20 protein-coding genes are annotated in these 21,149 nt (G+C 67.4%); 7 read left to right on the top strand and 13 right to left on the bottom strand.

All coding sequences use genetic code 11. The features are described 5' to 3' along the window. Window positions 1-61: 61 nt before the first annotated feature. Window positions 62-790, bottom strand: coding sequence for a pirin family protein (locus AC3RCE_RS03015; RefSeq protein WP_492254491.1), 729 nt, complete (start codon window positions 788-790; stop codon window positions 62-64). A 185-nt stretch (window positions 791-975) separates the two neighbouring features. Between AC3RCE_RS03015 and AC3RCE_RS03010 the strand changes: the two genes are divergently transcribed. Further along, entirely contained in the window at window positions 976-1,878 is a 903-nt protein-coding gene (locus AC3RCE_RS03010) for a LysR family transcriptional regulator (protein WP_492254490.1), read from the top strand. A gap of 92 nt (window positions 1,879-1,970) precedes the next feature. On the opposite strand, the gene AC3RCE_RS03005 is transcribed toward AC3RCE_RS03010, so the two are convergent. The 6 genes from AC3RCE_RS03005 to AC3RCE_RS02980 all read right to left on the bottom strand — a co-directional run bounded on the left by AC3RCE_RS03005 (window position 1,971) and on the right by AC3RCE_RS02980 (window position 7,073). Beyond that, the gene (locus AC3RCE_RS03005) at window positions 1,971-3,032 is read right to left on the bottom strand and encodes an alpha/beta hydrolase family protein (RefSeq protein ID WP_492254489.1); all 1,062 of its coding nucleotides are present in this window, start codon (window positions 3,030-3,032) and stop codon (window positions 1,971-1,973) included. 185 nt (window positions 3,033-3,217) lie between these two features. After that, window positions 3,218-3,898, bottom strand: coding sequence for a type 1 glutamine amidotransferase domain-containing protein (locus AC3RCE_RS03000; RefSeq protein ID WP_369641236.1), 681 nt, complete (start codon window positions 3,896-3,898; stop codon window positions 3,218-3,220). 101 nt (window positions 3,899-3,999) lie between these two features. Further along, a complete protein-coding gene (locus tag AC3RCE_RS02995) occupies window positions 4,000-5,163 on the bottom strand; it encodes an iron-containing alcohol dehydrogenase (RefSeq protein ID WP_492254488.1) in 1,164 nt (387 codons plus the stop codon). Between the two features lie 121 nt (window positions 5,164-5,284). Next, window positions 5,285-5,632 (bottom strand): hypothetical protein, encoded by a 348-nt coding sequence (locus tag AC3RCE_RS02990; RefSeq protein WP_218297288.1) that lies wholly within the window; start codon window positions 5,630-5,632, stop codon window positions 5,285-5,287. A gap of 3 nt (window positions 5,633-5,635) precedes the next feature. Beyond that, window positions 5,636-5,977, bottom strand: a complete 342-nt coding sequence (locus AC3RCE_RS02985) for a hypothetical protein (RefSeq protein WP_492254487.1) — start codon at window positions 5,975-5,977, stop codon at window positions 5,636-5,638. Window positions 5,978-6,113: 136 nt separating this feature from the next. Further along, on the bottom strand, window positions 6,114-7,073 hold the full coding sequence (locus tag AC3RCE_RS02980) for a LysR family transcriptional regulator (protein ID WP_255591693.1): 960 nt from the start codon (window positions 7,071-7,073) through the stop codon (window positions 6,114-6,116). Window positions 7,074-7,210: 137 nt separating this feature from the next. Between AC3RCE_RS02980 and AC3RCE_RS02975 the strand changes: the two genes are divergently transcribed. The 3 genes from AC3RCE_RS02975 (at window position 7,211) to AC3RCE_RS02965 (ending at window position 9,954) form a co-directional block, all read left to right on the top strand. Further along, on the top strand, window positions 7,211-8,326 hold the full coding sequence (locus tag AC3RCE_RS02975) for an alkene reductase (protein WP_492254486.1): 1,116 nt from the start codon (window positions 7,211-7,213) through the stop codon (window positions 8,324-8,326). A gap of 64 nt (window positions 8,327-8,390) precedes the next feature. Next, the gene (locus AC3RCE_RS02970; protein ID WP_218297291.1) at window positions 8,391-9,410 is read left to right on the top strand and encodes a zinc-binding alcohol dehydrogenase family protein; all 1,020 of its coding nucleotides are present in this window, start codon (window positions 8,391-8,393) and stop codon (window positions 9,408-9,410) included. 130 nt (window positions 9,411-9,540) lie between these two features. Beyond that, window positions 9,541-9,954 (top strand): VOC family protein, encoded by a 414-nt coding sequence (locus AC3RCE_RS02965; RefSeq protein WP_218297292.1) that lies wholly within the window; start codon window positions 9,541-9,543, stop codon window positions 9,952-9,954. Between the two features lie 120 nt (window positions 9,955-10,074). Here the strand turns inward: AC3RCE_RS02965 and AC3RCE_RS02960 are convergent, their stop codons facing one another. Both AC3RCE_RS02960 and AC3RCE_RS02955 read right to left on the bottom strand, forming a co-directional pair. Beyond that, window positions 10,075-11,052, bottom strand: a complete 978-nt coding sequence (locus AC3RCE_RS02960) for a Bug family tripartite tricarboxylate transporter substrate binding protein (protein ID WP_492254485.1) — start codon at window positions 11,050-11,052, stop codon at window positions 10,075-10,077. 206 nt (window positions 11,053-11,258) lie between these two features. Beyond that, the gene (locus AC3RCE_RS02955) at window positions 11,259-12,266 is read right to left on the bottom strand and encodes a fumarylacetoacetate hydrolase family protein (protein WP_218341382.1); all 1,008 of its coding nucleotides are present in this window, start codon (window positions 12,264-12,266) and stop codon (window positions 11,259-11,261) included. A gap of 103 nt (window positions 12,267-12,369) precedes the next feature. On the opposite strand from AC3RCE_RS02955, the gene AC3RCE_RS02950 reads away from it, so the two are divergent. From AC3RCE_RS02950 to AC3RCE_RS02940, 3 genes are all read left to right on the top strand, one after another. Then, window positions 12,370-13,152 carry an IclR family transcriptional regulator gene (locus AC3RCE_RS02950; protein ID WP_492254484.1) on the top strand — a complete coding sequence of 261 codons (783 nt, stop codon included), beginning with the start codon at window positions 12,370-12,372 and terminating at the stop codon, window positions 13,150-13,152. Window positions 13,153-13,179: 27 nt separating this feature from the next. After that, window positions 13,180-14,340, top strand: a complete 1,161-nt coding sequence (locus tag AC3RCE_RS02945) for a DUF3108 domain-containing protein (protein ID WP_492254483.1) — start codon at window positions 13,180-13,182, stop codon at window positions 14,338-14,340. A 331-nt stretch (window positions 14,341-14,671) separates the two neighbouring features. Beyond that, window positions 14,672-14,971 (top strand): BTH_I0359 family protein, encoded by a 300-nt coding sequence (locus AC3RCE_RS02940; protein WP_010462989.1) that lies wholly within the window; start codon window positions 14,672-14,674, stop codon window positions 14,969-14,971. A gap of 45 nt (window positions 14,972-15,016) precedes the next feature. On the opposite strand, the gene AC3RCE_RS02935 is transcribed toward AC3RCE_RS02940, so the two are convergent. The 4 genes from AC3RCE_RS02935 to AC3RCE_RS02920 all read right to left on the bottom strand — a co-directional run bounded on the left by AC3RCE_RS02935 (window position 15,017) and on the right by AC3RCE_RS02920 (window position 21,140). Further along, window positions 15,017-17,446, bottom strand: a complete 2,430-nt coding sequence (locus AC3RCE_RS02935; protein WP_492254482.1) for a tetratricopeptide repeat protein — start codon at window positions 17,444-17,446, stop codon at window positions 15,017-15,019. A gap of 123 nt (window positions 17,447-17,569) precedes the next feature. After that, window positions 17,570-18,631: an AbrB family transcriptional regulator gene (locus AC3RCE_RS02930; protein WP_492254481.1), complete on the bottom strand. Its 1,062-nt coding sequence runs from the start codon at window positions 18,629-18,631 to the stop codon at window positions 17,570-17,572. 161 nt (window positions 18,632-18,792) lie between these two features. Beyond that, window positions 18,793-19,743 (bottom strand): UDP-glucuronic acid decarboxylase family protein, encoded by a 951-nt coding sequence (locus AC3RCE_RS02925; protein WP_218297299.1) that lies wholly within the window; start codon window positions 19,741-19,743, stop codon window positions 18,793-18,795. Beyond that, window positions 19,740-21,140: a UDP-glucose dehydrogenase family protein gene (locus AC3RCE_RS02920; protein WP_492254480.1), complete on the bottom strand. Its 1,401-nt coding sequence runs from the start codon at window positions 21,138-21,140 to the stop codon at window positions 19,740-19,742. The genes AC3RCE_RS02925 and AC3RCE_RS02920 overlap by 4 nt, the downstream gene beginning before the upstream one ends. Between the last annotated feature and the right edge of the window lie 9 nt (window positions 21,141-21,149).

The following is a 21,149-nucleotide window of genomic DNA, read 5'->3' as shown; positions in this document are numbered from 1 at the left end:
CCGGGGCGCAGGGGATGGGCGGCATCGCCCACCCACCCCCACCTCAGGGCGCCCCATCCGCTCAGTGCGGCATCGTGGGCAGCTCGTTGGGCCGCAGGTCGAACACCAGCACCTCGGCGCCTTCGCCGTGGGCAAAGCGCAGGGCCCCGGCGTCGCGGATGCGGGCGCCGTCGCCTTCGGACAGCCGCTCGCCGTTCACCTCCAGGCTGCCGCGGGCCACGTGCACATACACGTTGCGGCCCGGGCCCACGTTGAGTTCGGCCGCTTCTTCGCTGCCGTCGAACAAGCCGGCATAGACCCGGGCGTCCTGGTGCACTGCCAGCGAGCCGTCGGCCCCTTCGGGCGAGATGATCTGGCGCAGGCGGCCGCGCTTGTCGGCCTCGCTGAAGTGCACCTGCTGGTAGCGGGGCTCGGCGCCGCGGTGGCCGGGCACGATCCAGATCTGCAGGAAGTGCACGGGCTCTTCGCCCGAGTGGTTGAACTCGCTGTGGCGCACGCCGGTGCCGGCGCTCATCATCTGCACGTCGCCGGGGCGGATGACCGAGCCGGTGCCCATGGAGTCCTTGTGCTCCAGCGCGCCTTCCAGCACGTACGAGAAGATTTCCATGTCGCGGTGCGGGTGGGTGCCGAAGCCCTTGCCCGGGGCCACGCGGTCGTCGTTGATGACCAGCAGGTCGGAAAAGCCTTGCTGGTGGGCGTCGTGGTAGTGGCCGAACGAGAAGGTGTGGCGCGAATGGAGCCAGCCGTGGTTGGCGTTGCCGCGGTGTTGGGCTTTGCGGATGTCGAGCATGGTGTCTTCCTTTCAATGTCTGTCGATGAATTTCACACTGGGCGTCCGGTTTGAAATCTGCTGGATTTCATTGGTCCTCAGTGCTGCGATGAATGAAGTATCCGGCGCATGGCAGGGCATCAGGTTGAAAGGTTTGGCCCGCAATCATCGATAATTTCGATGATCGAAAATCCGGGCCTGTTGCCATGCTGAAACTCTCCCTCGAAGCCATCGAACTGGTGGATGCGATTGCCCGCTACGGCTCGTTCGCGGGCGCCTCGGAGCGGCTGCACAAGGTGCCGTCCACCATCTCCTACGCCGTGGGCAAGCTCGAGGAGCAACTGGGCCTGGCCCTGTTCACCCGCAACGGGCCGCGCGTGGCGCTCACGCCCGCGGGGCACGAGCTGCTCAAGGAGGGCCGCTGGCTGCTGGCCTCGGCGCGGCAGCTCGAATCGCGCCTGCAGCAGATCGCCACCGGGTTCGAGTCCGAGCTGCGGCTGGTGCACGACTCGCTGATACCCACCAGCGCGTTCAACGACGACATCGCGGCCTTTGAGGGGCTGGACTGCGGCACGCGCCTGCGCATCGGCTGCGAGGCGCTGACGGGCACCTGGGAGGCGCTGCGCGATGGGCGCGCCGACATCATCGTGGCGGCGGGCGAAGGCCCCGCCGGCGGCGGCTACAAGGCCGTGGCGGTGGGCAGCCTGGACTTCGTGTTCTGCGTGACCGCGTCGCACCCGCTGGCGCGCCTGGGCCGGCCGCTCACGCGCAGCGACCTGCTGGAGCACACGGCCGTGGTGGTGGGCGACGGGGCGCGCACGCTGTCGGACCGCACGGTGGGTCTGCTGTCGGGCCAGCGGCGCATCACCGTGCCGTCGATGCAGGCCAAGATCGCCTGCCAGGCCGCCGGGCTGGGCCACGGCTTCGTGCCGCGCGCCTGCGTGCGGGTGGAGCTGGAAAACGGCATCCTGGTGGAGGTGCCGGTGGAGGAACCCCGCGCTGATGAGAGCTTCTGGCTGGCCTGGAAGTCCGAGCACCGGGGCGAGGCGCTCAAGTGGTGGTGCGAGCGGTTGGCCCGGCCGCTGCTGCCCGGAATCCTGCCGTACTAGCGGGCCCGGCGGAAGCCGGAACTACACTTTTGATAGCTACTTCCGCTTACCAGACAAGCGGTAGGAAGCTTTTTCATCTCAAATTATCAGACTCAGCGCCACTGCTGCGCGAAGAACTGCACCACCTGCTCTTCCAGCACCGCGTGGTAGGCCACGCGGTCGAAGCCCGCCGGGTTGGCGGCGGCGTCGCCCGCGTCGGACGGCAGGCTCTGGCTGGGCTGGGCCATGAAGGCGAAGTGGCCGGCGCCCGGCACGGTGTCCGCCTGCGCGGTGGCCAGATTCGCGGCCACCAGCCCGCCGTGGTACTTGCCCGTCAGCACGGCATCCTGCTCGGCCACGCGCAGCAGCACCGGCACGGTGACGGCCTTCAGGCTCTCGGGGGTGAACACCACGGCCATGGGCGCCAGGGCCACGACGGCGCGGATGCGCGGGTCGGGCACGGAGACCAGGGCGCCGTCCGGCACCACGTTGGCGGGCGTGGCAGTGTTGGCAGCGGCCGGCTGCGGCGCCTTGGGGCCCTGGGCCAGGCCGCAGAAGCCGGGGTCGTCCTGCACGCTGCGGCAGTGCTGCGCGGCACGGGCGGGCTCGGCCTGCCCGCCGGCCAGGGCCAGCACGGTGTAGCCGCCGGCCGAGTGGCCCAGTGCGCCGATGCGGCCTGCAGGGACGCGGGGTCCCCACTCATGGCTGGCCAGCAGCGCGTCGAGCACGCGGCTCACCTGGCGGGGGCGCTCGCCGAAGTAGCGGCCCGAGGTGATCATGGAGCGGTCCTGCCAGTTGTCACCCGGGTGGCGCACGGCGGCCACCAGGTAGCCCTCCGCCGCCAGGCGCGTGGCCAGGTTGTGGTGTGCAAGTTCATTGCCGCCCGTGCCGTGCGACACCAGGATCAGCCCCTTGAGCGGCTCGGCCGACACGGGCGCGCCCAGGCCGACCACCGGGCGCCAGGGGCCCAGCTGCACTACGCCTGCACTGCGCACGGTGGGGTAGAACAGCGCGACGTTGATCGGCTCGTCACCGGGCACGACCAGAGTACGCAGGCCGGCGTGCTGGGCCGATGCGGCGCCGGACAGCATGGTCAGCGCCACGAAGGCGGCGGCCATGAAGGGGCGGATATGCCGCGCGGCAAAGCGCAGGGCCAGGAGGAGGAGGATGGTCACGGTGCGCCTTTCGTCGGGTCTGCCAGAAGCCGCCACCGTGCGGAAGTGTGGTGGCGGCATGGCGGCACTGTAGGCGCGGCCCCCCTGCACGGGGAGCGGCATGCGACGAAATGCCCGTGGGCGGCGCGAAACGGTGGGCGAAAGGCGCAGGCCGTGCAGCTGGCGTCCCGGTCAGGGCCGCAGCATCACGCCAGCGCCTGCAGCAGGGCCTGCGCCGCAGGCTCGGACGACGCGGGGTTCTGCCCAGTGATCAGCAGCCCGTCGGTGACCACGTGCGGCTTCCAGTCGGCCTGCTTGGTGTACAGCCCGCCGTGGGCCATGAGCATGTCTTCCACCAGGAAGGGCACCACATGCGTCAGGCCGGCGGCGGCTTCCTCGCTGTTGGTAAAACCCGTGACGTTCTTGCCGCGCACCAGGGGCGTGCCGTCGGGCGCCTTGGCATCGCGCAGCACGCCGGGGGCATGGCACACGGCAGCAAGGGGTTTGCCGGCGGCCAGCGTGGATTCGATGAGGGCGATGGAGCGCGCGTCCTGTGCCAGGTCCCACAGCGGGCCGTGGCCGCCGGGGTAGAACACCGCATCGAACTGGGCGGCATCCAGCTCGGACAGCTTCAAGGTGCTGGCCAGTTGCGCCTGGGCCGCTGCGTCGTCCTTGAAGCGGCGCGTGGCATCGGTCTGCGCATCGGGCGCGTCGCTCTTGGGGTCCAGCGGCGGCTGGCCACCCCGGGGGGACGCGAGGGTGACCGAGGCGCCCGCGTCCTGGAACACGTAGTACGGGGCGGCGAATTCTTCGAGCCAGAAGCCAGTCTTCTTGCCCGTGTCGCCCAGTTGGTCGTGCGACGTGAGAACCATGAGGATGCGGGGCATTAGGCGTCTCTTTCCTGGGTGCGGTTGAAAATATCGAGTCTCCCACCCTACCCGCAATCCCCACCGCCGCGCCCCCACCCGGCGCAGGTTGCGGCGTTGGCTTACAGCGCGGCTTCAAGAATCCGACGACTCACGGCCGGCGTGATCTCGCGCTGCTCGCCCAGCGTGACCATGCCGTGCGCTTCGAGCTGCGCCACCACGGCGCCCACGGTGTCGGCGCCCAGGCCGTAGCCCGACAGGCGCGTGGCGATGCCCATGCTTTCAAAGAAGCCCCGCGTGCGCTCGATGGCGGCGGTGATGCGCTCGTCGTCGCTGCCGGTGGTGATGCCCCACACGCGCTCGCCGTACTGCAGCAGCTTGGCGCGCTTGGGGCCACGGCGCTCGTGCAGCAGCGCGGGCAGCACGATGGCCAGCGTGCGCGCGTGGTCGATGCCGTGCAGCGCCGTGAGCTCGTGGCCGATCATGTGCGTGGCCCAGTCCTGCGGCACACCCGCGCCGATCAGGCCGTTGAGCGCCATGGTGGCCGCCCACATGAGGTTGGCGCGGTCGTCGTACACGGGCTCGGGGGCGGTCAAGAGGCGCGGGCCGATCTCGATCAGCGTCTGCAGGATGCCTTCGGCAAAACGGTCCTGCACGGGCGCGTTGACCGGGTAGGTGAGGTACTGCTCCACCGTGTGCACGAAGGCATCGACCACGCCGTTGGCGAGCTGCTGGGGCGGCAGGGTGTAGGTCTTGGTGGGGTCGAGCACCGAGAACACGGGGTAGGTGTGGTGGCTGCCAAAGGCCAGCTTGGCGCCCTTGGTGCGGTGGGTGATCACGCCGCCGTTGTTCATCTCGGAGCCCGTGGCGGGCAGCGTGAGCACGGCGCCGAAGGGCAGCGCGGCGGTGACGTTGCGGCCGTGCTTTTCCAGAATGGCCCAGGGATCGCCGCCCTCGAACTTCACGGCCGCTGCGATGAACTTGACCGCATCGATCACCGAGCCGCCGCCCACGGCGAGCAGGAAGTCAAACCCGCCTTCGCGGATCTGCGCCACGGCCTTCATCGAGGTTTCATAGCTGGGATTGGGCTCGATGCCGCTGAAGGTGGCGTGCTGGCGGCTGGCGAGCGCCGTGCGCACCTCGGCCAGCGTGCCGGTCTTCTCGGCGCTGGCGCCGCCCACCAGGATCAGCACCTTGGCGGCGGCGGGCACGAGCTTGTCCAGGTCGGCGATGCGGCCCTGGCCGAACGCGATGCGGGTGGGGTTGTGGAAGTCGAAGTTCAGCATGGCAATCCTTGGGTGGGGTGCGGGCATTGTGTCGTGCCCTGGGCCGGGGCGAGCGTCGCCTGCGCAACACGGCGGGCAGGCACACCGGCCCGCCAGCGCGCCATGCCCCTCCCTGCCCCGCCTACCGCAGCACCACCAGCGCCGCAAACCCGAGCAGCAACACCATCGCCAGCGCCACGATGCCGGCGATGCCCACCGTCAGCACCTTGGCCACGGAGAATCCCCCGCTGCGGCGCAGGGTGCCCAGGCCCCGCAGCAGCAGGACCAGCGCGGCACACAGGGTGCACAGCACCGTGCCAAAAGCCGCGGCGATGCAATCGAGCCCGAACGTACCGCATGCCATGGCCTGCCCGAAGCCGGTGAGCAAGGCCAGCGACACGCCAAGGCCCACGGCGAGCACACCAAGCCCCGCCCAGACCGGCACCGGCACGCGCGCCGCCGCCGAAGATGTAGTGGTGGTGGTGGCCATCGATCAGCCCTCGGCCTCTTCTCGTGCCGCCTGCCAGGGCAAGGCCGGGTCGGTGAAGGCGGGTTGCCACAGGTCGGCATAGACCGCAAACGCCTGCCGGCGGGTCTCGTCCGACTCCAGCTCGACCGCGCCATCGTCAAGCCCCCGCACGCTCCAGTCGGCCAGCACGGCGTAGCGCCGCTGCGCCGTGTCGATCAGCACCGAATGCAGGGCGTGGGTCGTGCACGCCACATAGCGCCCACCGGGGCTGACCAGGAAGTAACCCACGTCGCCGGGCCGCAGGGCAGCCAGTGGCAGGGCGCGGCGCAAGGCATCGGCCCATTCGGGCGGGGCGGGTACGGGCATGGAAGAAAGAAACTCCTGGTGGGGCGCGGAACGTGCGCGCCGCGGTGGCGCGTCCTGCGTGGACCGACTGTAGCGGCAACGGCCACGGCCACGCTGGCGCCGCCCCTCAGGTGCTGCGGTCCCCGGGAGGCCCCGATCAATCCGGCGCCCCTGCCGCCCCACCCCTGGTTTCGCCCTGGCGACCGGACTCCGCGCCCGCCAACACCTGCAGCCGCTGCGCCATGAAGTCGCGCAGCGCGCGCACCAGCGGCGTGAGCTGGCGGCGGCTGGGCGCCACGAGGAACAGGGGCACGGCCTCGGTGGTCCAGCCCGGGCACAGCGGCACCAGGCGCCCGGCGGCAAGGTCGTCCGCCACATCGAAGTACGACTTGTAGGCGATGCCCCGGCCCCGCACGGCCCAGCGGCGCACGGCGTCGCCGTCGTTGGACACATTGCGGCTGCGCACGCGCACCAGCACCTCCTGGCCCGCCGCATCCCAGAAGCGCCAGCGGTCGTGCACGTCCTCGCCGAGCATGAAACACAGGGCGTCATGGCCGGCCAGCGCATGCGGCGTGGCGGGCGCCCCGCGGGCCTGCAGATAGGCGGGCGCGGCGCACAGCACGCGCCGGTGGTCGGCCGCGAGCGGCAGTGCCACCAGGCTCGAATCCTGCGGCTTGCCGTAGCGAAAGGCCGCGTCCACCGGCTCGCTGTAGACATTGGCCATGCGGTCCGACAGCTGCAGGCGGATGTCGATGCCCGGGTGCTCGGCCTGGAAGGCATCCAGCCACGGCAGCAGCACGTTGCGTCCCAGGTCCGAGGGGGCGGCGAGCAGGAGCGTGCCGCGAAATCCGCGGGCCTGGCCGCCTTGCAACTGGCCCCGCACCTGCTGCAGCGCGGCCAGCGCGGGGCGGCAGTGCTCCAGGAACAGCTCGCCCTCCTGCGTGAGCCGCAGGCTGCGCGTGGAGCGCACGAAGAGCGCCACGCCCAGCTCGGCCTCCAGCCGCTTGAGGGCCGCGCTGGCCGCCGCCGGCGTGAGGTCCAGCGCCCGCGCGGTGGCCGACAGGCTGCCGCTGTCCACGGTGCGCACGAAGATGTCGAGGTCCTGCAGGCTTTTCATGGGTGGCGTGGGGAGTTTTAGGGCTGGATTTTCAAATTTTCTTTGAATATTGATTCAACCACCAACCTATTTAAAACAAAAGACAACAGGATCACCATCACGGCCATGTTCCACACCGCTTGCCAAGGCACAACGCCATGACCTCCTCCGCCACCGCGCCCGCTCTCGCGCGCCCCTTGCAACTCGGCCCGCTCACCTTGCCCAACCGCCTGGTGATGGCCCCCATGACCCGCGCCCGCAGCAGCCAGCCGGGCGGCGTGCCCAACGCGCTCATGGCCGACTACTACGCCCAGCGCGCCAGCGCCGGGCTCATCGTGAGCGAGGCGAGCCAGGTCTCGCCCCAGGGCCAGGGCTACAGCTTCACGCCCGGCATCCACAGCGACGCGCAGGTGCAGGGCTGGCGCCGGGTGACCGACGCGGTGCATGCCGCCGGCGGCCGCATGGTGCTGCAGCTGTGGCACGTGGGCCGCATGTCGCACGCCAGTTTCCACGCCGACGGCCTGCCCGTGGCGCCCTCGGCCATTGCCCCCGAGGCCCGGGTGTGGGTGGCGGACGGCGACGGCGTGGGCCACATGCTCGACTGCCCGGTGCCGCGCGCGCTGCAAGCGAGCGAAATCGCCGGCGTGGTGGACGACTTCCGCCGCGCCGCCGCCAACGCCATGCGTGCTGGGTTCGACGGCGTGGAGATCCACGGCGCCAACGGCTACCTCATCGACCAGTTCCTGCGCACCACTTCCAACCACCGCAGCGATGCCTATGGCGGCCCGGTGGCCCACCGCACCCGCTTCGCCCGCGAGGTGGCCGCCGCCGTGGCCAGCGAGGCCGGGGCCGAGCGCACCGGCATGCGCCTGGCGCCGTTCATCACGCAGCGCGGCATGGACTGCCCGGACATCATCCCCACCATCCTGCACCTGGCACGCGAGCTGGACACCCTGGGCCTGGCCTACCTGCACCTGGCCGAAGCCGACTGGGACGATGCCCCCTCCATTCCCGCCGATTTCCGCCAGGCCCTGCGCGCGGCCTATGGCGGCCGCGTGATCGTGGCGGGCAAGTACACGCCCGAACGCGCGCAGCAGATCCTGGATTCGGGCATGGCCGACCTGGTGGCCTTTGGCCGGCCGTTCATCGCCAACCCCGACCTGCCCGCGCGCTATGCGGCCGGGCTGCCCCTGGCCGGCTACGACCCGGGCACGCTGTTCGGCGGCGCGGCCCAGGGGTATTCCGACTACCGCGCGCACGCGGCCGCGGCGTGACGCCTGGCCGCCACTGCATGGACCGCTCTTTTTCCACCTCACTTTTCTGCAAGGACACACCACCATGAAAGCCATTGGCTACCAGGCCCCCCGCGCCATCGACCACCCCGCATCGCTGCTCGACATCACCCAACCCGACCCCGTGGCCACCGGCCGCGATCTGCTCGTGGAAGTGCATGCCGTTTCCGTGAACCCCGTGGACACCAAGGTGCGCAAGGGCAGCGGCCCCGCCGAGGGCCAGGCGTACAAGGTGCTGGGCTGGGACGCCAGCGGCATCGTGCGCGCGGTGGGGCCCGACGTGACGCTCTTCGCGCCCGGCGACCGCGTCTGGTACGCGGGCTCCATCGCACGCGCTGGCACCAACAGCGAACTGCACCTGGTGGACGAGCGCATCGTAGGCCACGCCCCCCAATCGCTGGACTTTGCCGAGGCCGCCGCGCTGCCGCTGACCACCATCACCGCGTGGGAGCTGCTGTTCGACCGCCTGGGCGTGGTGCCCGGCAAGCAGCCGACGAACAGGACCCTGCTCATCATCGGCGCGAGCGGGGGCGTGGGCTCCATCCTCACGCAGCTGGCGGCGCGGCTCACCAGCCTCACGATCATCGGCACCGCATCGCGCCCCGAAACGCAGCAATGGGTGCGCGACCTGGGCGCCCACCACGTGATCGACCACAGCCAGCCCCTGACACAGGAGCTGGCCCGCATCGGCCACCCCTCGGTGGACATCATCGTGAGCCTCACGCAGACCGACGCGCACTTCGACCAGATCGTCGAGGCCATCGCGCCGCAGGGCCAGTTCGCGCTGATCGACGACCCGGTGTCGCTCGACGTGACGAAGTTCAAGCGCAAGTCGGTGTCGGTGCACTGGGAGCTGATGTTCACCCGCGCGCTCTTCGGCACCGCCGACATGATCGGCCAGCACCGGCTGCTGACCGAGGTGGCGCAGCTGGTGGATACGGGGCTGATTCGCACGACGCTGGACCAGCGCTTTGGCACCATCAATGCCGAGAATCTGAAGCGCGCGCATGCGCTCATCGAGAGCGGCAAGGCGCGGGGCAAGCTGGTGCTGGAGGGATGGGCCTGAAGAACTGCGGGCCACGCAGGGGGGCGCAGCACCATCCGCGCGACAGATTGTGTGCCGGGTTGAAAAACACTGTATTTACAAACAGTATTTCAGGTATAAAACAGGGCACCACAACCCGAGGAGACCTCCCATGCTGGACCACATGACCTTCCGCGTCACCGACATCGCCCGCACCAAGGCGTTCTACACCGCAGTCCTCACGCCTTTGGGCTACAGCCTGTGTTTTGAAGGCAACTACGGCTCCAACATGCTGGGCTATGCCTACCCGGCTCCGTCCGAGCCCGACGGCAAGAAGGCGGATGTGTGGTTCATCGACGGCCCCTCGCCCTACGGCGGCCCGCCTGCGACTACGGGCTGCCATCTGGCGTGGCGGGCCGCCACGCGGGCCCAGGTCGATGCCTTCTACCGCGCCGCCGTCGAAGCCGGGGGCCAAGACAACGGCGCCCCGGGCCTGCGGCCCGACTACCACCCCCACTACTACGGCGCGTTTGTCATCGACCCCGAGGGCAACAACATCGAGGCGGTGTGCCACCTGCCGGAGTAAGAAACACCGCTGCACCCTCCGCAGAGGGCGCGTCGCCAAGCGAGTGCACCCGTGGAACTGGCTTTGCCAGGCCACCGGGTGCGTCCCCCTGGGGGGAAGCGGCGCAGCCGCTCAGGGGGGTCAGTCGAGTTTCACGCCCGCCGCCTTGATGATCTCGCCCCAGCGCTTGGACTCCGCCCGCGCCATCGCGCGGAACTGCTCGGGCGTGCCGGGCAGGGCTTCCATGCCGAAGTCGTTCATGCGCTTGACCACAGCGGGGTTGAGCAGGGCCTTGTTCAGGTCGCCGTTCAGGCGCGCCGTGATCGCAGCGGGCAGACCGGCGGGCGCCAGGATGCCCTGGAACGCAAACACCTCGGTGTTGGGCACACCGGCTTCGGCCAGCGTGGGCACGTCGGGCAGCGCGGCCACGCGCTTGGCCGAGCCGATGGCCAGCGCGCGCACCTTGCCCGAGGTGATCACGGGCAGGCCGGCGGCCAGGTCCAGGAACATGCAGGGCACCTGCCCGCCCATCACGTCCTGCAGCGCGGGCGCCGCGCCCCGGTAGGGGATGTGCGTGAGGAAGGTCTTGGTGCGGTTCTTGAACATCTCCATCGCCAGGTGGTGTGGCGAGCCGTTGCCGGGCGATGCGTAGTTGAGCTTGCCGGGGTTGGCCCGCGCGTAGGCCAGGAATTCCTTGACCGTCTTCGCTTCGAACGCCGGGTGCACCACCAGCGCCAGCGGAAAGCGGCTGATGCCGCCCACGTAGGTGAAGTCCTTCTCGGGATTGAACGGCAGCTTGGTGAACAGGTGCTCGTTGTAGGCCAGCACGGCGTTGTCGGCCGACATGAAGGTGTTGCCGTCGGGCTTGGCCGTGGCCACCAGCTGCGCGCCGATGTTGGTGGACGCGCCGGGACGGTTGTCCACGATGATCTGCTGGCCCAGGGTCTGGCGCATGGCCTCGGCCACGGTGCGCGCCAGCACGTCGGTGCCGCCGCCGGCCGGGTACGGCACCACCCAGCGCAAGGGCTGGTCGGGCCACGCGGACTGGGCGGAGGCCCAGGGGGCGGCGGAGGTGGCGCCTGCGGCGGCCAGGGCGGTCAAGAGGGTTCTGCGGTGCATGGGGCTGTCTCCTTTTACTATTCAATTGATAGCTGCTTGCGCTTATATATCAAGCGCTAGAGGCCATTTTGGCTTAAAAATCTCTATGCCACACGTTCAGCGCACGGCGCATGAAACGGGCACATCCTCAGGCCAGTGCCACCGTGGAACTGGCTCCGCCAGGCCACTGGTGGCGTCCCCCTGAGGGGGAAGGCGCCGAAGGCGACTCAGGGGGCTGCAATGGTCTGGTCGATCGCGCCGAAGATGCTGGCGCCGTCCTTGCCCTTGATCTCGATGCGGATGGTGTCGCCGAACTTCATGAATTCGGTGCTGGGCTTGCCGTCCTGGATGGTCTCGATGCAGCGCTTTTCGGCGATGCAACTGTAGCCCTTGGGCCATTCGGTACGGCCGCTGGCGTCGGTCACGCCCTTGTTGCTCACGGTGCCGCTGCCGATGATGGAACCGGCGCGCAGGTTGCGCGTCTTGGCCACGTGGGCGATCAGCTGGCCGAAGTGAAAAGTCATCTCGGGGCCCGCATCGCACATGCCAACCTTGCGGCCGTTCCAGGTGGACTGCACCGTGAGGTTCACGCGGCCGTGGTCCCAGGCGTCGCCCAGTTCGTCCAGCGTCACGGCCACGGGGCCGAACGCGGTGGCGGGCTTGCTCTGGAAGAAACCAAAACCCTTGGCCAGCTCGGCGGGGATCAGGTTGCGCAGGCTCACGTCGTTGGCGATCATCACCAGGCGGATGCCGTCCAGCGCCTGGTCGGCGGTGGCGCCCATCTTCACGTCGCCGGTCACCACGGCGATCTCGGCCTCGAAGTCGATGCCCATGGCCTCGCTGGGCACCACCACATCGTCGCAAGGGCCGATGAAGTCGTCGCTGCCGCCCTGGTACATCAGCGGGTCGGTGTAGAAGCTTTCGGGCACCTCGGAGTTGCGCGCTTTTCGCACCAGTTCGACGTGGTTGATGTAGGCCGAACCGTCCGCCCACTGGTAGGCGCGGGGCAGCGGGGCCATGCACTGGGCGGGGTCGAAGGGGAAGGCGTGGCGCGCGCGGCCGCTGTTGAGCTGGTCGTACAGGTCCTGCAGCTGGGGCGACAGGAAGCCCCAGTCATCCAGCACCTGCTGGAGCTTGCTGGCGATGCCGGTCGCATAATGGGCTGTGCCCAGGTCGCGGGAGACGACAACCAGTTGGCCGTCGCGCGAGCCGTCTTTGTAGGTAGCGAGTTTCATGGTGGCAGGACCTTTGTCTCAAGGGGTTGAAAGTCTTCACCCAGCACGAATTACGCTTGGGTAAATTGATTTAACTAAACAAAACTCGCAAATTTTAGTGCACATGGACAAAGAACGTGCAGGAATTCAATCGGTCGAGGTGGGTTTTGCCCTGCTGGAGGGGCTGACACGCTCGCGCGGGCCGCTGATGCTCAAGGATGTGGCGGCCTCGGCCGGCATGAGCGCGGCCAAGGCGCACCGGTATCTGGTGAGCTTTCAGCGCCTGGGCCTGGTCATGCAGGACAGCCGCACCGCGCGCTACGACCTGGGGCCCGCCGCCCTCAAGCTGGGGCTGGCCTCGCTGGCCCGGCTCGATGCCGTGCGCCTGGCGCGCGAGCGCATGCCCGAGCTCATGGAAAGCATCGGCCACACCTTGGCGCTGGCCGTGTGGGGCAACCACGGCCCGACCATCGTGCACTGGGAGGAATCGCCCCAGGCCGTGACCGCCAACCTGCGCCTGGGCGACGTGATGCCGCTGCTCTCGTCCGCCACCGGCCGCTGCTTTGCGGCGCACATGGCGCCCGACGTGGTGGCTCCGCTGCTCAAGGACGAGCTGGCCCGCGCCGTGAAGATGCGGCGCACCGACCTGCCCTCCACCATGGCCGAGGTGAACGCACTGCTGGCGGAGGTGCGCACGCGCGGCGCGGCCCGCGTGGTGGACACCCTTCTGCCCGGCATCGTGGCGTTCTGCGCACCGGTGTTCGACGCGGACGGCCATCTGGAGCTGGGCATCACCACGCTGGGCTCCATCGCCACCTTCGACCCGGAATGGGACGGCGCCATCGACGTTCCGCTGCGCGCGGCCGCCGCCCAGCTGTCGAGCGACCTGGGCGCCGGCAGCGCCTGACGCCCCCTCCTGCACGCATCGCTGTAGATGCCACGGCGCGCCCTGGTTCTCATCACCGCCCTGGTACTGGCCCTGCACTGGCTGGTGCTGACAGGGGTGCCTCTGGCGTGGGACAGCCCCCAGCAGCCAGCGGCGGGCCGCGTCTTCAGCACGCGCAGCGTGGCAGCCCCGCCGCCCGCGCCCGCCCCCACCGCGGCTCCAGTGGCCGCGCCCACGCCAACGCCGCCTGCGGCCAAGCCCGTGGTGCGCAGGAAACCTGCGCCGCCCGTCCCCTCCCCGGCCGCGGCAGATCCGCCGGTTGCGGCGCCCGGGGCCTCCGTGCAGGTGGAGGGTGCAGAGGCCAGCGCAAACGCCGCCACCGCCGCGCCAGCCGCCGACGTTGCCACGCCAGACGCGGCCACCCCGGCATCAGCCCCCCAGGCCGAGGCACCGGCACCAGCGGCTTCGGCACCGCCTGCGGAAGAAACCACCACCACCACCGCCGCCGGAATCGACATCGCGCCCCCGGGCTCCGGCACAGCACGCAGCGCGGGTGCCCCGCCGCCGCCCGTGCGCATTCCGGCCCCCACGCGGCTGGCGTTCGACGTGAGCGGGCAGGCCAAGAAGTTCGCGTACAACGCCCGCGCCGAACTGCTCTGGCAGCACGACGGCAGCCGCTACGAAGCGCGCCAGGAGGTCAGCGCCTTCCTGGTGGGCAGCCGCATACAGCGCAGCGTGGGCGCCATCACGGCCCAGGGCCTGCTGCCCGAGAAGTTTTCCGACAAATCCCGCAGCGAGCAGGCCGCGCATTTCGACCATGCCAAGGGCCGGGTGACCTTCAGCGCCAACACACCCGAGGCCGCCGTCGGCCCGGGCGCACAGGACAGGCTGAGCCTGTTCATCCAGCTGGGTGCCATGCTGGCGGCCGACCCGGGCCGCTTCGTGCCCGGCACGCAGGTCACCATCACCACCGTGAGCGCCCGTACCGCAGACCGCTGGACCTTCACCGTCGAAGGCCCGGAAACGCTGGACCTGCCCGCCGGCCCCACCCCCGCCCTGAAGCTGCTGCGCCTGCCCCGCAAGGACTACGACCAGAAGGCCGAGCTCTGGGTGGCCCCCGCCCTCAACTACCTGCCCGTGCGCATCAAGCTGACCCAGGCCAACGGCGACTTCGCCGACCTGCTGCTGCGCAGCAGTGGCGCGCCGTGAGGCGTGGTCGCGGCAGGCCGGTTGAAACTGGTCTGCGCAAGAGGAAAGACGGCACAGCAGGCGGCTGCGGCGCCCACTCCTGCATCAAAGTGTTGCGCCCGAGCGCCACCCGAGCTCCGGACCGGTAAAAAACCCCCGGAAGCCCGGCCGCACCGCTTTTTCATGAAATACTGGAACGCAGCAGAGAGCCAAGCCCAGAGCGGGCTTCCCCTGATCACCGATCCGTAGGACAAGGCGTTACGACCTTGCCAGCGTTTCCCGGAAGCTGCCTTGGGCCTTGAACTCTGCGAACCCGCTGTCATCTGACATCTATATCGACAAGGGGAACACGATGCACATGCTCTACGACTCAGAATCCTTCGTGGTGGTCCACATGCTGCCCGACGCCGTGGAGAAAAAGAGCACCCAGGCGCTCAACGACACCGCCCCCGCCGTTCCCCAGCTCGCACGCCATGGCTTTGAAATCGTGGACAAGCGTTCGGGCAAAGAGGTGTACCTGGACGGCTCCTGGGCCGAGATGTTCCAGGAGCAGATCCTGGCTTGGCAGCGCGACACCCCCACGCAGGAAGAAGTGGAAGACGCGCTGGACCGTTATGCGGGGCTGGCGCAGAACCCGGTGGTCGTGCACTGAGCGGCGCGCGAAGGGCCGCGCAGCCTCTCCCCCCTCGTGGCCGGATCAAATGGGGATCCCGTCTGGCATCAATCCTTGTACATGTCGGCTATGCATCGCGGTATAAGCCGCTTCCAGGTGCCTCGCAAATTGCCGCGCATCAAATAGTGGCGAGACAACTTTCTGCTCCGCCAGTCTGGCGCGCAGCGCCTGCAAGCGCCCCGGGTCCTGCGCCAGCGCAATTGCCAGGGCCTCGTATTCGGCCGCGTCCCGGGTCACTAACTCCTGCATGCCCACGGCATGGAGCAGGCTGGACGCCACGCGGGCAGCAAACGACCTGCCCTGGCAGGTAAGCACTGGGAGCTCCGCCCACAGCGCATCGCTGGCTGTCGTGTGGGCGTTGTAGGGTAACGTGTCCAGGAACAGGTCGGCGCAGCGATGGCGCGCCAAGTGCTCATCCAACGGCATGCGCGGTGCGAACACCAGCCGCTCTGGAGCAACACCTCGCGCCTGCGCTTCACCGCGCAAATTGGTCACTACGCTGGCATTACCTTCAAAAAGCCACAGAACACTGCCTGGTACAGCGCGCAAGATACGCATCCAGCTATCGAAAACGAGTGGGCGAATTTTGTAATTATTGTTGAAGCAACAAAATACGAACCCCGCACTTGGAAGCCCCAGTTCCTCACGAGTGAATACCCTGTCACTGATTCTTCGCTTCGCGTCATTGACTTGGTAGCTGTGCGGCAAGTACACAACCTTCTCAGAAAAAAACTCCCTCTCGGCATCCGGAATGACCACCCTGTCGGCCATCACATAATCCATATATGGTGCCCCTGTCGTTCCTGGATATCCCAGGTAACTAACCTGTACGGGCGCACAACGATGAGAAAAAACTCCAAAACGTTGGTCTGTAGTGAAGCCTTTCAAATCGACAGCAATGTCTATACCCAGCTCCCTTGACATACGGGCAACATCAGCATCCCGGTGCTCACGCACATCGATAAAATGATCGAAGCTGGCAACCAAGCGTTCTCGCATTGAATCATGGATATTTGGCCCGCTTGAAAATGCAAACCATTCAAAATGCTGCCCATCATGCTCCTCAAACAGCTCCGCCATGAGATATGCAGTCGCATGACCATAAAAATCAGCAGAATAGTAGCCAACGCGAATTTTTTCAGATGACGCATGCTGAGGAATTGCACCCAGAGAATGATTCTCTGGGAAATCCGCCTTCACCCGATTAATAGCAGCTCGCATTTGCAGCGAGGGCGAATCAAACAACGACAACGCAACAAAAGGTGGCACATTATTTTCACCAGCAAGAATGCTTTCTTCGCAGCGTTTCAAATCGGCAGATAGCTCACTCCAGTCGCAAGAATGAACACGGCTATTCACAATCCAGCCGAACAAATACTGGTTATCTGGCTGCATATCCGACGCAGCCAGGAAGTCTGCTAGAGCCTCTGCATGTCTGTTGAATCGTACGTGGAGACCCGCACGGTTAAAGTACAGGCCGGGCCTGTCAGGAGCCAACCGGATTGCCAAGTCGTATATGTCCAGCGCATCTGCAAACAGCCCTGCGTCGGTCAGCGCCACCGCCAGAAGTGCAAGGATGTCCAAGTCATGGGGTTGCAGCGCAGAAGCCTTTCGCAGCACAGGCACGGCTTGGTCGTACCGGGCCAGCGCATGTAGTGACTGCCCCAGGTTCTTGTACGCTGGCACCAGCTTTTCGTCTGACTGAATGGCTGCTTGAAAATGCGGTACCGCCAACTCCCATTGTTCCTTCTGGGCCAGGATGGCGCCTTTACCGTTGTGGGCCTGAGCATGTAGCGGTTGCAGTGCGAGCAACCGGTCGAAGCCAGCTAGCGCCTCATCGGTGCGGCCTAGTGCTGCATTCAACGTTGCAAGGTTCAACAGGGCATCGACGTAATTGCCGTCCAATGTCCAGGCCTGCTGGTAGCACGCCAACGCCTCGTCCAACCGATCGAGCGCCCGAAGCGCGGTTCCTTTGTTGTTGTGGGCGGTAGCCATTCGGGGTTGGACGGCGATAGCCAGATCGTAGCTTTGGAGGGCCTCTGAAACCCGTCCAAGCTCAACCAATGTCTTTCCCCGGTTGACATGGGCCTCGGCAAAATCGGAGCGCAGTGCAATGGCGCGATCAAAATGCGCCAGTGCCTCTTCTCGCAGTCCCAATGCACCCAGTGCAAGCCCGCAGTTGACATAGGGCGCGGGATCCCTCGGCTGCTGCTCAATCGCTTGACCAATCAAATCGCATGCAGCCTGGTGATGCCCCGTCTGGTACGCCAAAACGCCCAGCATGTGCAAGGCTCCAAAATGGCGCGAATTGACCTGCAGGATGGCGTTATACATTTGATTCGCTTGTGCCAACTGCCCCTGCTGGTGCAAACGTATGGCCTGCTCAAACAATGCCGTTTGCTGGGTCTGGAGACTCCGTGGAGGGCGGCCACCCAAGTTGTATTTGATGCTCATGATCAGAAAGTGCGGCCATACAAGGGCACGCGCAAGATAGTTGTGTAAGCGAACGCATCGCCATGAACTCTGATTGTGCGGGAGGCCGCGGCCTCGCCCAACGCAGTCGCTCCCTGCCACATATCAGGCCTCGGAGGACGGGTAGATTTTGCGGTACAGCGGGTCCACCAGCATCAGCACCGCGATCAGCCGGCACACCTGGAACGCCGTGACCACCGGCACGCCCAGCTGCAGCACCTTGGCGGTGATGGCCATCTCGGTGATGCCTCCGGGCGAGGTCCCCAGCAGCAGGGTGACCCAGGGCAGACCTGTCGCCCAGGCCAGCGAGGCCGCGAACAACGCGCACACCCCCATGAGCACCAGGGTGCCCACCGCCACCGACACGAGCCAGCGCGGCGCCGTGTGCAGAAAATCCGCACGAAAGCGGACCCCCAGGCTCACGCCGATGACCAGTTGCGCCGCATTCACCATCGCCTGGGGCACGGCGGACAGGGTGATGCCTGCCATGGTGAGCCCCATGGACACCAGCATCGCGCCCATGAACCACGGGTTCGCCCGGCCCAGCCTGTCCATCAGCAGGGCCCCGGCCCCCGTCAGCAGCGCCATCAGCGCCAGACCGGGTGCGCTCACCACCCGGGCCGTGGGCGGCAGGATGTCCAGGCCATGCAGTCCGCTCCATTGCAGCGCGAAAGGGATCGTGACCGTGACGATCAGCAACCGCAGGCTGTGGCTGGCCGCCACGAGGTCGGTGCGGGCGTTCTCGCGTTCGGACAGCAGGGTCATTTCGGATGCCGCACCGATGGCCCCCGAGAAGTAGCTCGTGGCCCGCAGCATCGGCGCAGGCACCCCGTGCATGCGCGGCGCATGCACCCTGTACAGCCAGGCGCCAAACAGCCAGCCCAGGAACAGCGCCCACACGATGCCCAGCGCGATGGCCCACCAGAGCCCGCCAATCAATCCCACGACCTGGGGCGTGAAGTACAGGCCCAAGGCGGCGCCAATGGTCCACTGCCCCGCATTGCGCAAGGGCCCCCAGCTTTCCGTGGGCCCGCCAGCGATGGACACCACCGAAGTGGCCAGCAGCGGGCCGATCATCCAGGGCAGCGGGGTGTGAAGGGCTGCGCAGCCGATCGCGCAAGCCAGAGCGAGCAACAGGGTCAGGAGGATACGGAGAAACAGATTCATGGCAGCGGGGGCTCGGTATCGGCATCGGAAAGGACCAAACCCCGGCGGGCACCATATCCGCACCTCCGGCCCCTCGACATGTTCCAAATGGAACGGGGGGCATCGCGGAATGGCACAGCGGGGGCGGATGCCAGACACGCGCTGGCTCCGCCTCCCGGGGCTCAGCCGGCGTCCGCCTCCTTGAAATAGGCAATGGTCCGGCGCAAGCCCGCGTCAATGTCGACGCGGGGGGCCCACCCCCCCAGCAGCTGGCGCGCCAGCGAAATGTCGGGCTGCCGCTGCCGGGGATCGTCTCCCGGGAGCGGGTGGTAGGTGATCCGCGCGGACGAGCCCGTCCCTGCGAGGATTTTCTGCGCGAGTTCCAGGACGGTGAACTCCCCTGGATTGCCCAGATTGACCGGTCCCGCCACCTCGTCCGGCGTGGCCATCATGCGCACCAGGGCTTCCACGAGGTCATCCACGTAGCAGAAGCTGCGGGTCTGCGTCCCCGCCCCGTAAACGGTCAGATCCGCCCCGCGCAGCGCCTGGACGATGAAGTTTGAGACCACCCGGCCGTCATCCGGACGCATGCGCGGGCCATAGGTATTGAACAACCGCACGACCTTGGTGCGCACGCCATGCTGGCGCCGGTAGTCGAAGAACAGGGTCTCCGCGCAGCGCTTGCCCTCGTCGTAGCAGGCCCGCACACCGATGGGATTGACGTTGCCCCAATAGGACTCAGGCTGCGGATGCACGCCGGGGTCGCCATACACCTCGCTCGTCGAGGCCTGAAGAATCACGGCATGGCACTTGCGGGCCAGCTCCAGCAGATTCATGGCACCCAGCACGCTGGTGCGCAGGGTCCGCAGCGGATCGGACTGGTAGTGCACGGGCGACGCGGGGCAGGCCAGGTTGTAGATCTCGTCCACTTCGGCATCCAGGGCCTGGACGACGTCGTGGCAAAGCACACGAAACCGCGGCGAGGCCAGGAGGTGGGCGATGTTCTTTTCCAAGCCGGTGGAGAAGTCGTCCACGCACAGCACCGCATGGCCATCCTTCAGCAGGCGCTCGCACAGATGGGAGCCAAGAAAGCCAGCGCCTCCCGTGACCAGGATTTTCTTTTCCGTCGTCATGCTGCCATGGCCCCGAGTGCATCCGCAGCGCTGCGGCCCACGGTCAGATAGTCGAACCCCAGGGCCCGCATGGAGCGCGGCTCGTACAGATTGCGCCCGTCCACGACAAGGGGCTGCCGCAGGGCCGCCCGCAGGGCATCGAAATTGGGACTGCGAAACACCTGCCATTCGGTCACGATCAGCAAGGCGTCTGCACCGCGCGCGGCGTCAATGGGATCCTGGGCATAGCTGATATGCTCGAGCAGTTCGGGCCGGTCGCGCAGATCCTCCTCCAGGCAACGGCGGGCCTCCTGCATGGCCACCGGATCGAAGACCCGAAGCACCGCCCCGCGCTCCAGCAATTCACGGACCAGCACCCGGCTGGAAGCCTCGCGCATGTCATCGGTATTGGGCTTGAAGGCAAGCCCCCACACCGCCAGCCGACGGTCGGAAAGATCCGGTCCGAGCCGCTGGGCGAGCTTGTCCACCAGCAGCCGCTTCTGTCCATCGTTGACCTGTGCCACCGCCGCGAGCAATCGCAGCGGCAGACCGACCTCCTCGCCCATGCGCTGCAACGCAGTCACATCCTTGGGAAAGCAGCTGCCGCCATAGCCCACGCCCGGGTAAAGAAAGCTCTCACCAATGCGCGGATCCGCGCCGATACCCACGCGCACGGGTTCGATGTCCACACCCAGCCGGTCGGCCAGGTTGGCCATCTCGTTCATGAAACTGATGCGCGTGGCCAGCATGGCGTTCGCCGCATACTTGGTGAACTCGGCACTGCGCCGGTCCATGCAGATGACGCGGTCGTGGCCATGCCCGAACGGGCGGTACAACTCACGCATGAGGTTGCCGGCCCGCAGCTCCTGCGGCGTGTCGCCGCAGCCGAGAATGATGCGGTCGGGCCGCATGAAGTCCTCGATCGCGCTGCCTTCCTTGAGGAATTCTGGATTGGACACCACGGCGTAGTCAGGGGCCGGGTCCGCGCCTTCCCCGCGTCGCGCCAGCGTGGCGGCGACAGCACGGTGCACCGCTTCGCCCGTGCCGACGGGCACCGTCGACTTGTTGACGATGACCTTGAAGCCCGTCATGTGCGTGGCAATGGCACCAGCCACATCGAATACATGGCGCAGATCCGCACTGCCGTCCTCCGCAGAAGGAGTGCCCACCGCGATGAACTGGACATCCCCGTGGGCCACTCCGCGCGCCATGTCGGTGGAGAACCCCAGCCGGCCCGCGCGGGAGTTGCTGACGACCAGCTCCTGCAACCCGGGCTCGTAGATGGGCACTTCTCCGCGCTGAAGGGCTGCAATCTTGTCGGCATCCGTGTCGATGCACAGGACATCATTGCCCAGTTCCGCAAGGCACACCCCGGTGACAAGCCCCACATAACCGGTTCCGAACAGGGTGAGATTCATTTTTGGAGT

This window comes from Acidovorax sp. GW823-FHT05D11 (assembly GCF_058795695.1).
This window is presented reverse-complemented; position numbering and strand designations above follow the sequence as displayed.

Bases quoted from the DNA above. Each gene is read 5' to 3' on its own strand.
- AC3RCE_RS03015 (WP_492254491.1), bottom strand. From the start codon at position 790: ATGCTCGACATCCGCAAAGCCCAACACCGCGGCAACGCCAACCACGGC.
- AC3RCE_RS03010 (WP_492254490.1), top strand. From the start codon at position 976: ATGCTGAAACTCTCCCTCGAAGCCATCGAACTGGTGGATGCGATTGCC.
- AC3RCE_RS03000 (WP_369641236.1), bottom strand. From the start codon at position 3,898: ATGCCCCGCATCCTCATGGTTCTCACGTCGCACGACCAACTGGGCGAC.
- AC3RCE_RS02995 (WP_492254488.1), bottom strand. From the start codon at position 5,163: ATGCTGAACTTCGACTTCCACAACCCCACCCGCATCGCGTTCGGCCAG.
- AC3RCE_RS02990 (WP_218297288.1), bottom strand. From the start codon at position 5,632: ATGGCCACCACCACCACTACATCTTCGGCGGCGGCGCGCGTGCCGGTG.
- AC3RCE_RS02985 (WP_492254487.1), bottom strand. From the start codon at position 5,977: ATGCCCGTACCCGCCCCGCCCGAATGGGCCGATGCCTTGCGCCGCGCC.
- AC3RCE_RS02980 (WP_255591693.1), bottom strand. From the start codon at position 7,073: ATGAAAAGCCTGCAGGACCTCGACATCTTCGTGCGCACCGTGGACAGC.
- AC3RCE_RS02975 (WP_492254486.1), top strand. From the start codon at position 7,211: ATGACCTCCTCCGCCACCGCGCCCGCTCTCGCGCGCCCCTTGCAACTC.
- AC3RCE_RS02970 (WP_218297291.1), top strand. From the start codon at position 8,391: ATGAAAGCCATTGGCTACCAGGCCCCCCGCGCCATCGACCACCCCGCA.
- AC3RCE_RS02965 (WP_218297292.1), top strand. From the start codon at position 9,541: ATGCTGGACCACATGACCTTCCGCGTCACCGACATCGCCCGCACCAAG.
- AC3RCE_RS02960 (WP_492254485.1), bottom strand. From the start codon at position 11,052: ATGCACCGCAGAACCCTCTTGACCGCCCTGGCCGCCGCAGGCGCCACC.
- AC3RCE_RS02955 (WP_218341382.1), bottom strand. From the start codon at position 12,266: ATGAAACTCGCTACCTACAAAGACGGCTCGCGCGACGGCCAACTGGTT.
- AC3RCE_RS02950 (WP_492254484.1), top strand. From the start codon at position 12,370: ATGGACAAAGAACGTGCAGGAATTCAATCGGTCGAGGTGGGTTTTGCC.
- AC3RCE_RS02945 (WP_492254483.1), top strand. From the start codon at position 13,180: ATGCCACGGCGCGCCCTGGTTCTCATCACCGCCCTGGTACTGGCCCTG.
- AC3RCE_RS02940 (WP_010462989.1), top strand. From the start codon at position 14,672: ATGCACATGCTCTACGACTCAGAATCCTTCGTGGTGGTCCACATGCTG.
- AC3RCE_RS02935 (WP_492254482.1), bottom strand. From the start codon at position 17,446: ATGAGCATCAAATACAACTTGGGTGGCCGCCCTCCACGGAGTCTCCAG.
- AC3RCE_RS02930 (WP_492254481.1), bottom strand. From the start codon at position 18,631: ATGAATCTGTTTCTCCGTATCCTCCTGACCCTGTTGCTCGCTCTGGCT.
- AC3RCE_RS02925 (WP_218297299.1), bottom strand. From the start codon at position 19,743: ATGACGACGGAAAAGAAAATCCTGGTCACGGGAGGCGCTGGCTTTCTT.
- AC3RCE_RS02920 (WP_492254480.1), bottom strand. From the start codon at position 21,140: ATGAATCTCACCCTGTTCGGAACCGGTTATGTGGGGCTTGTCACCGGG.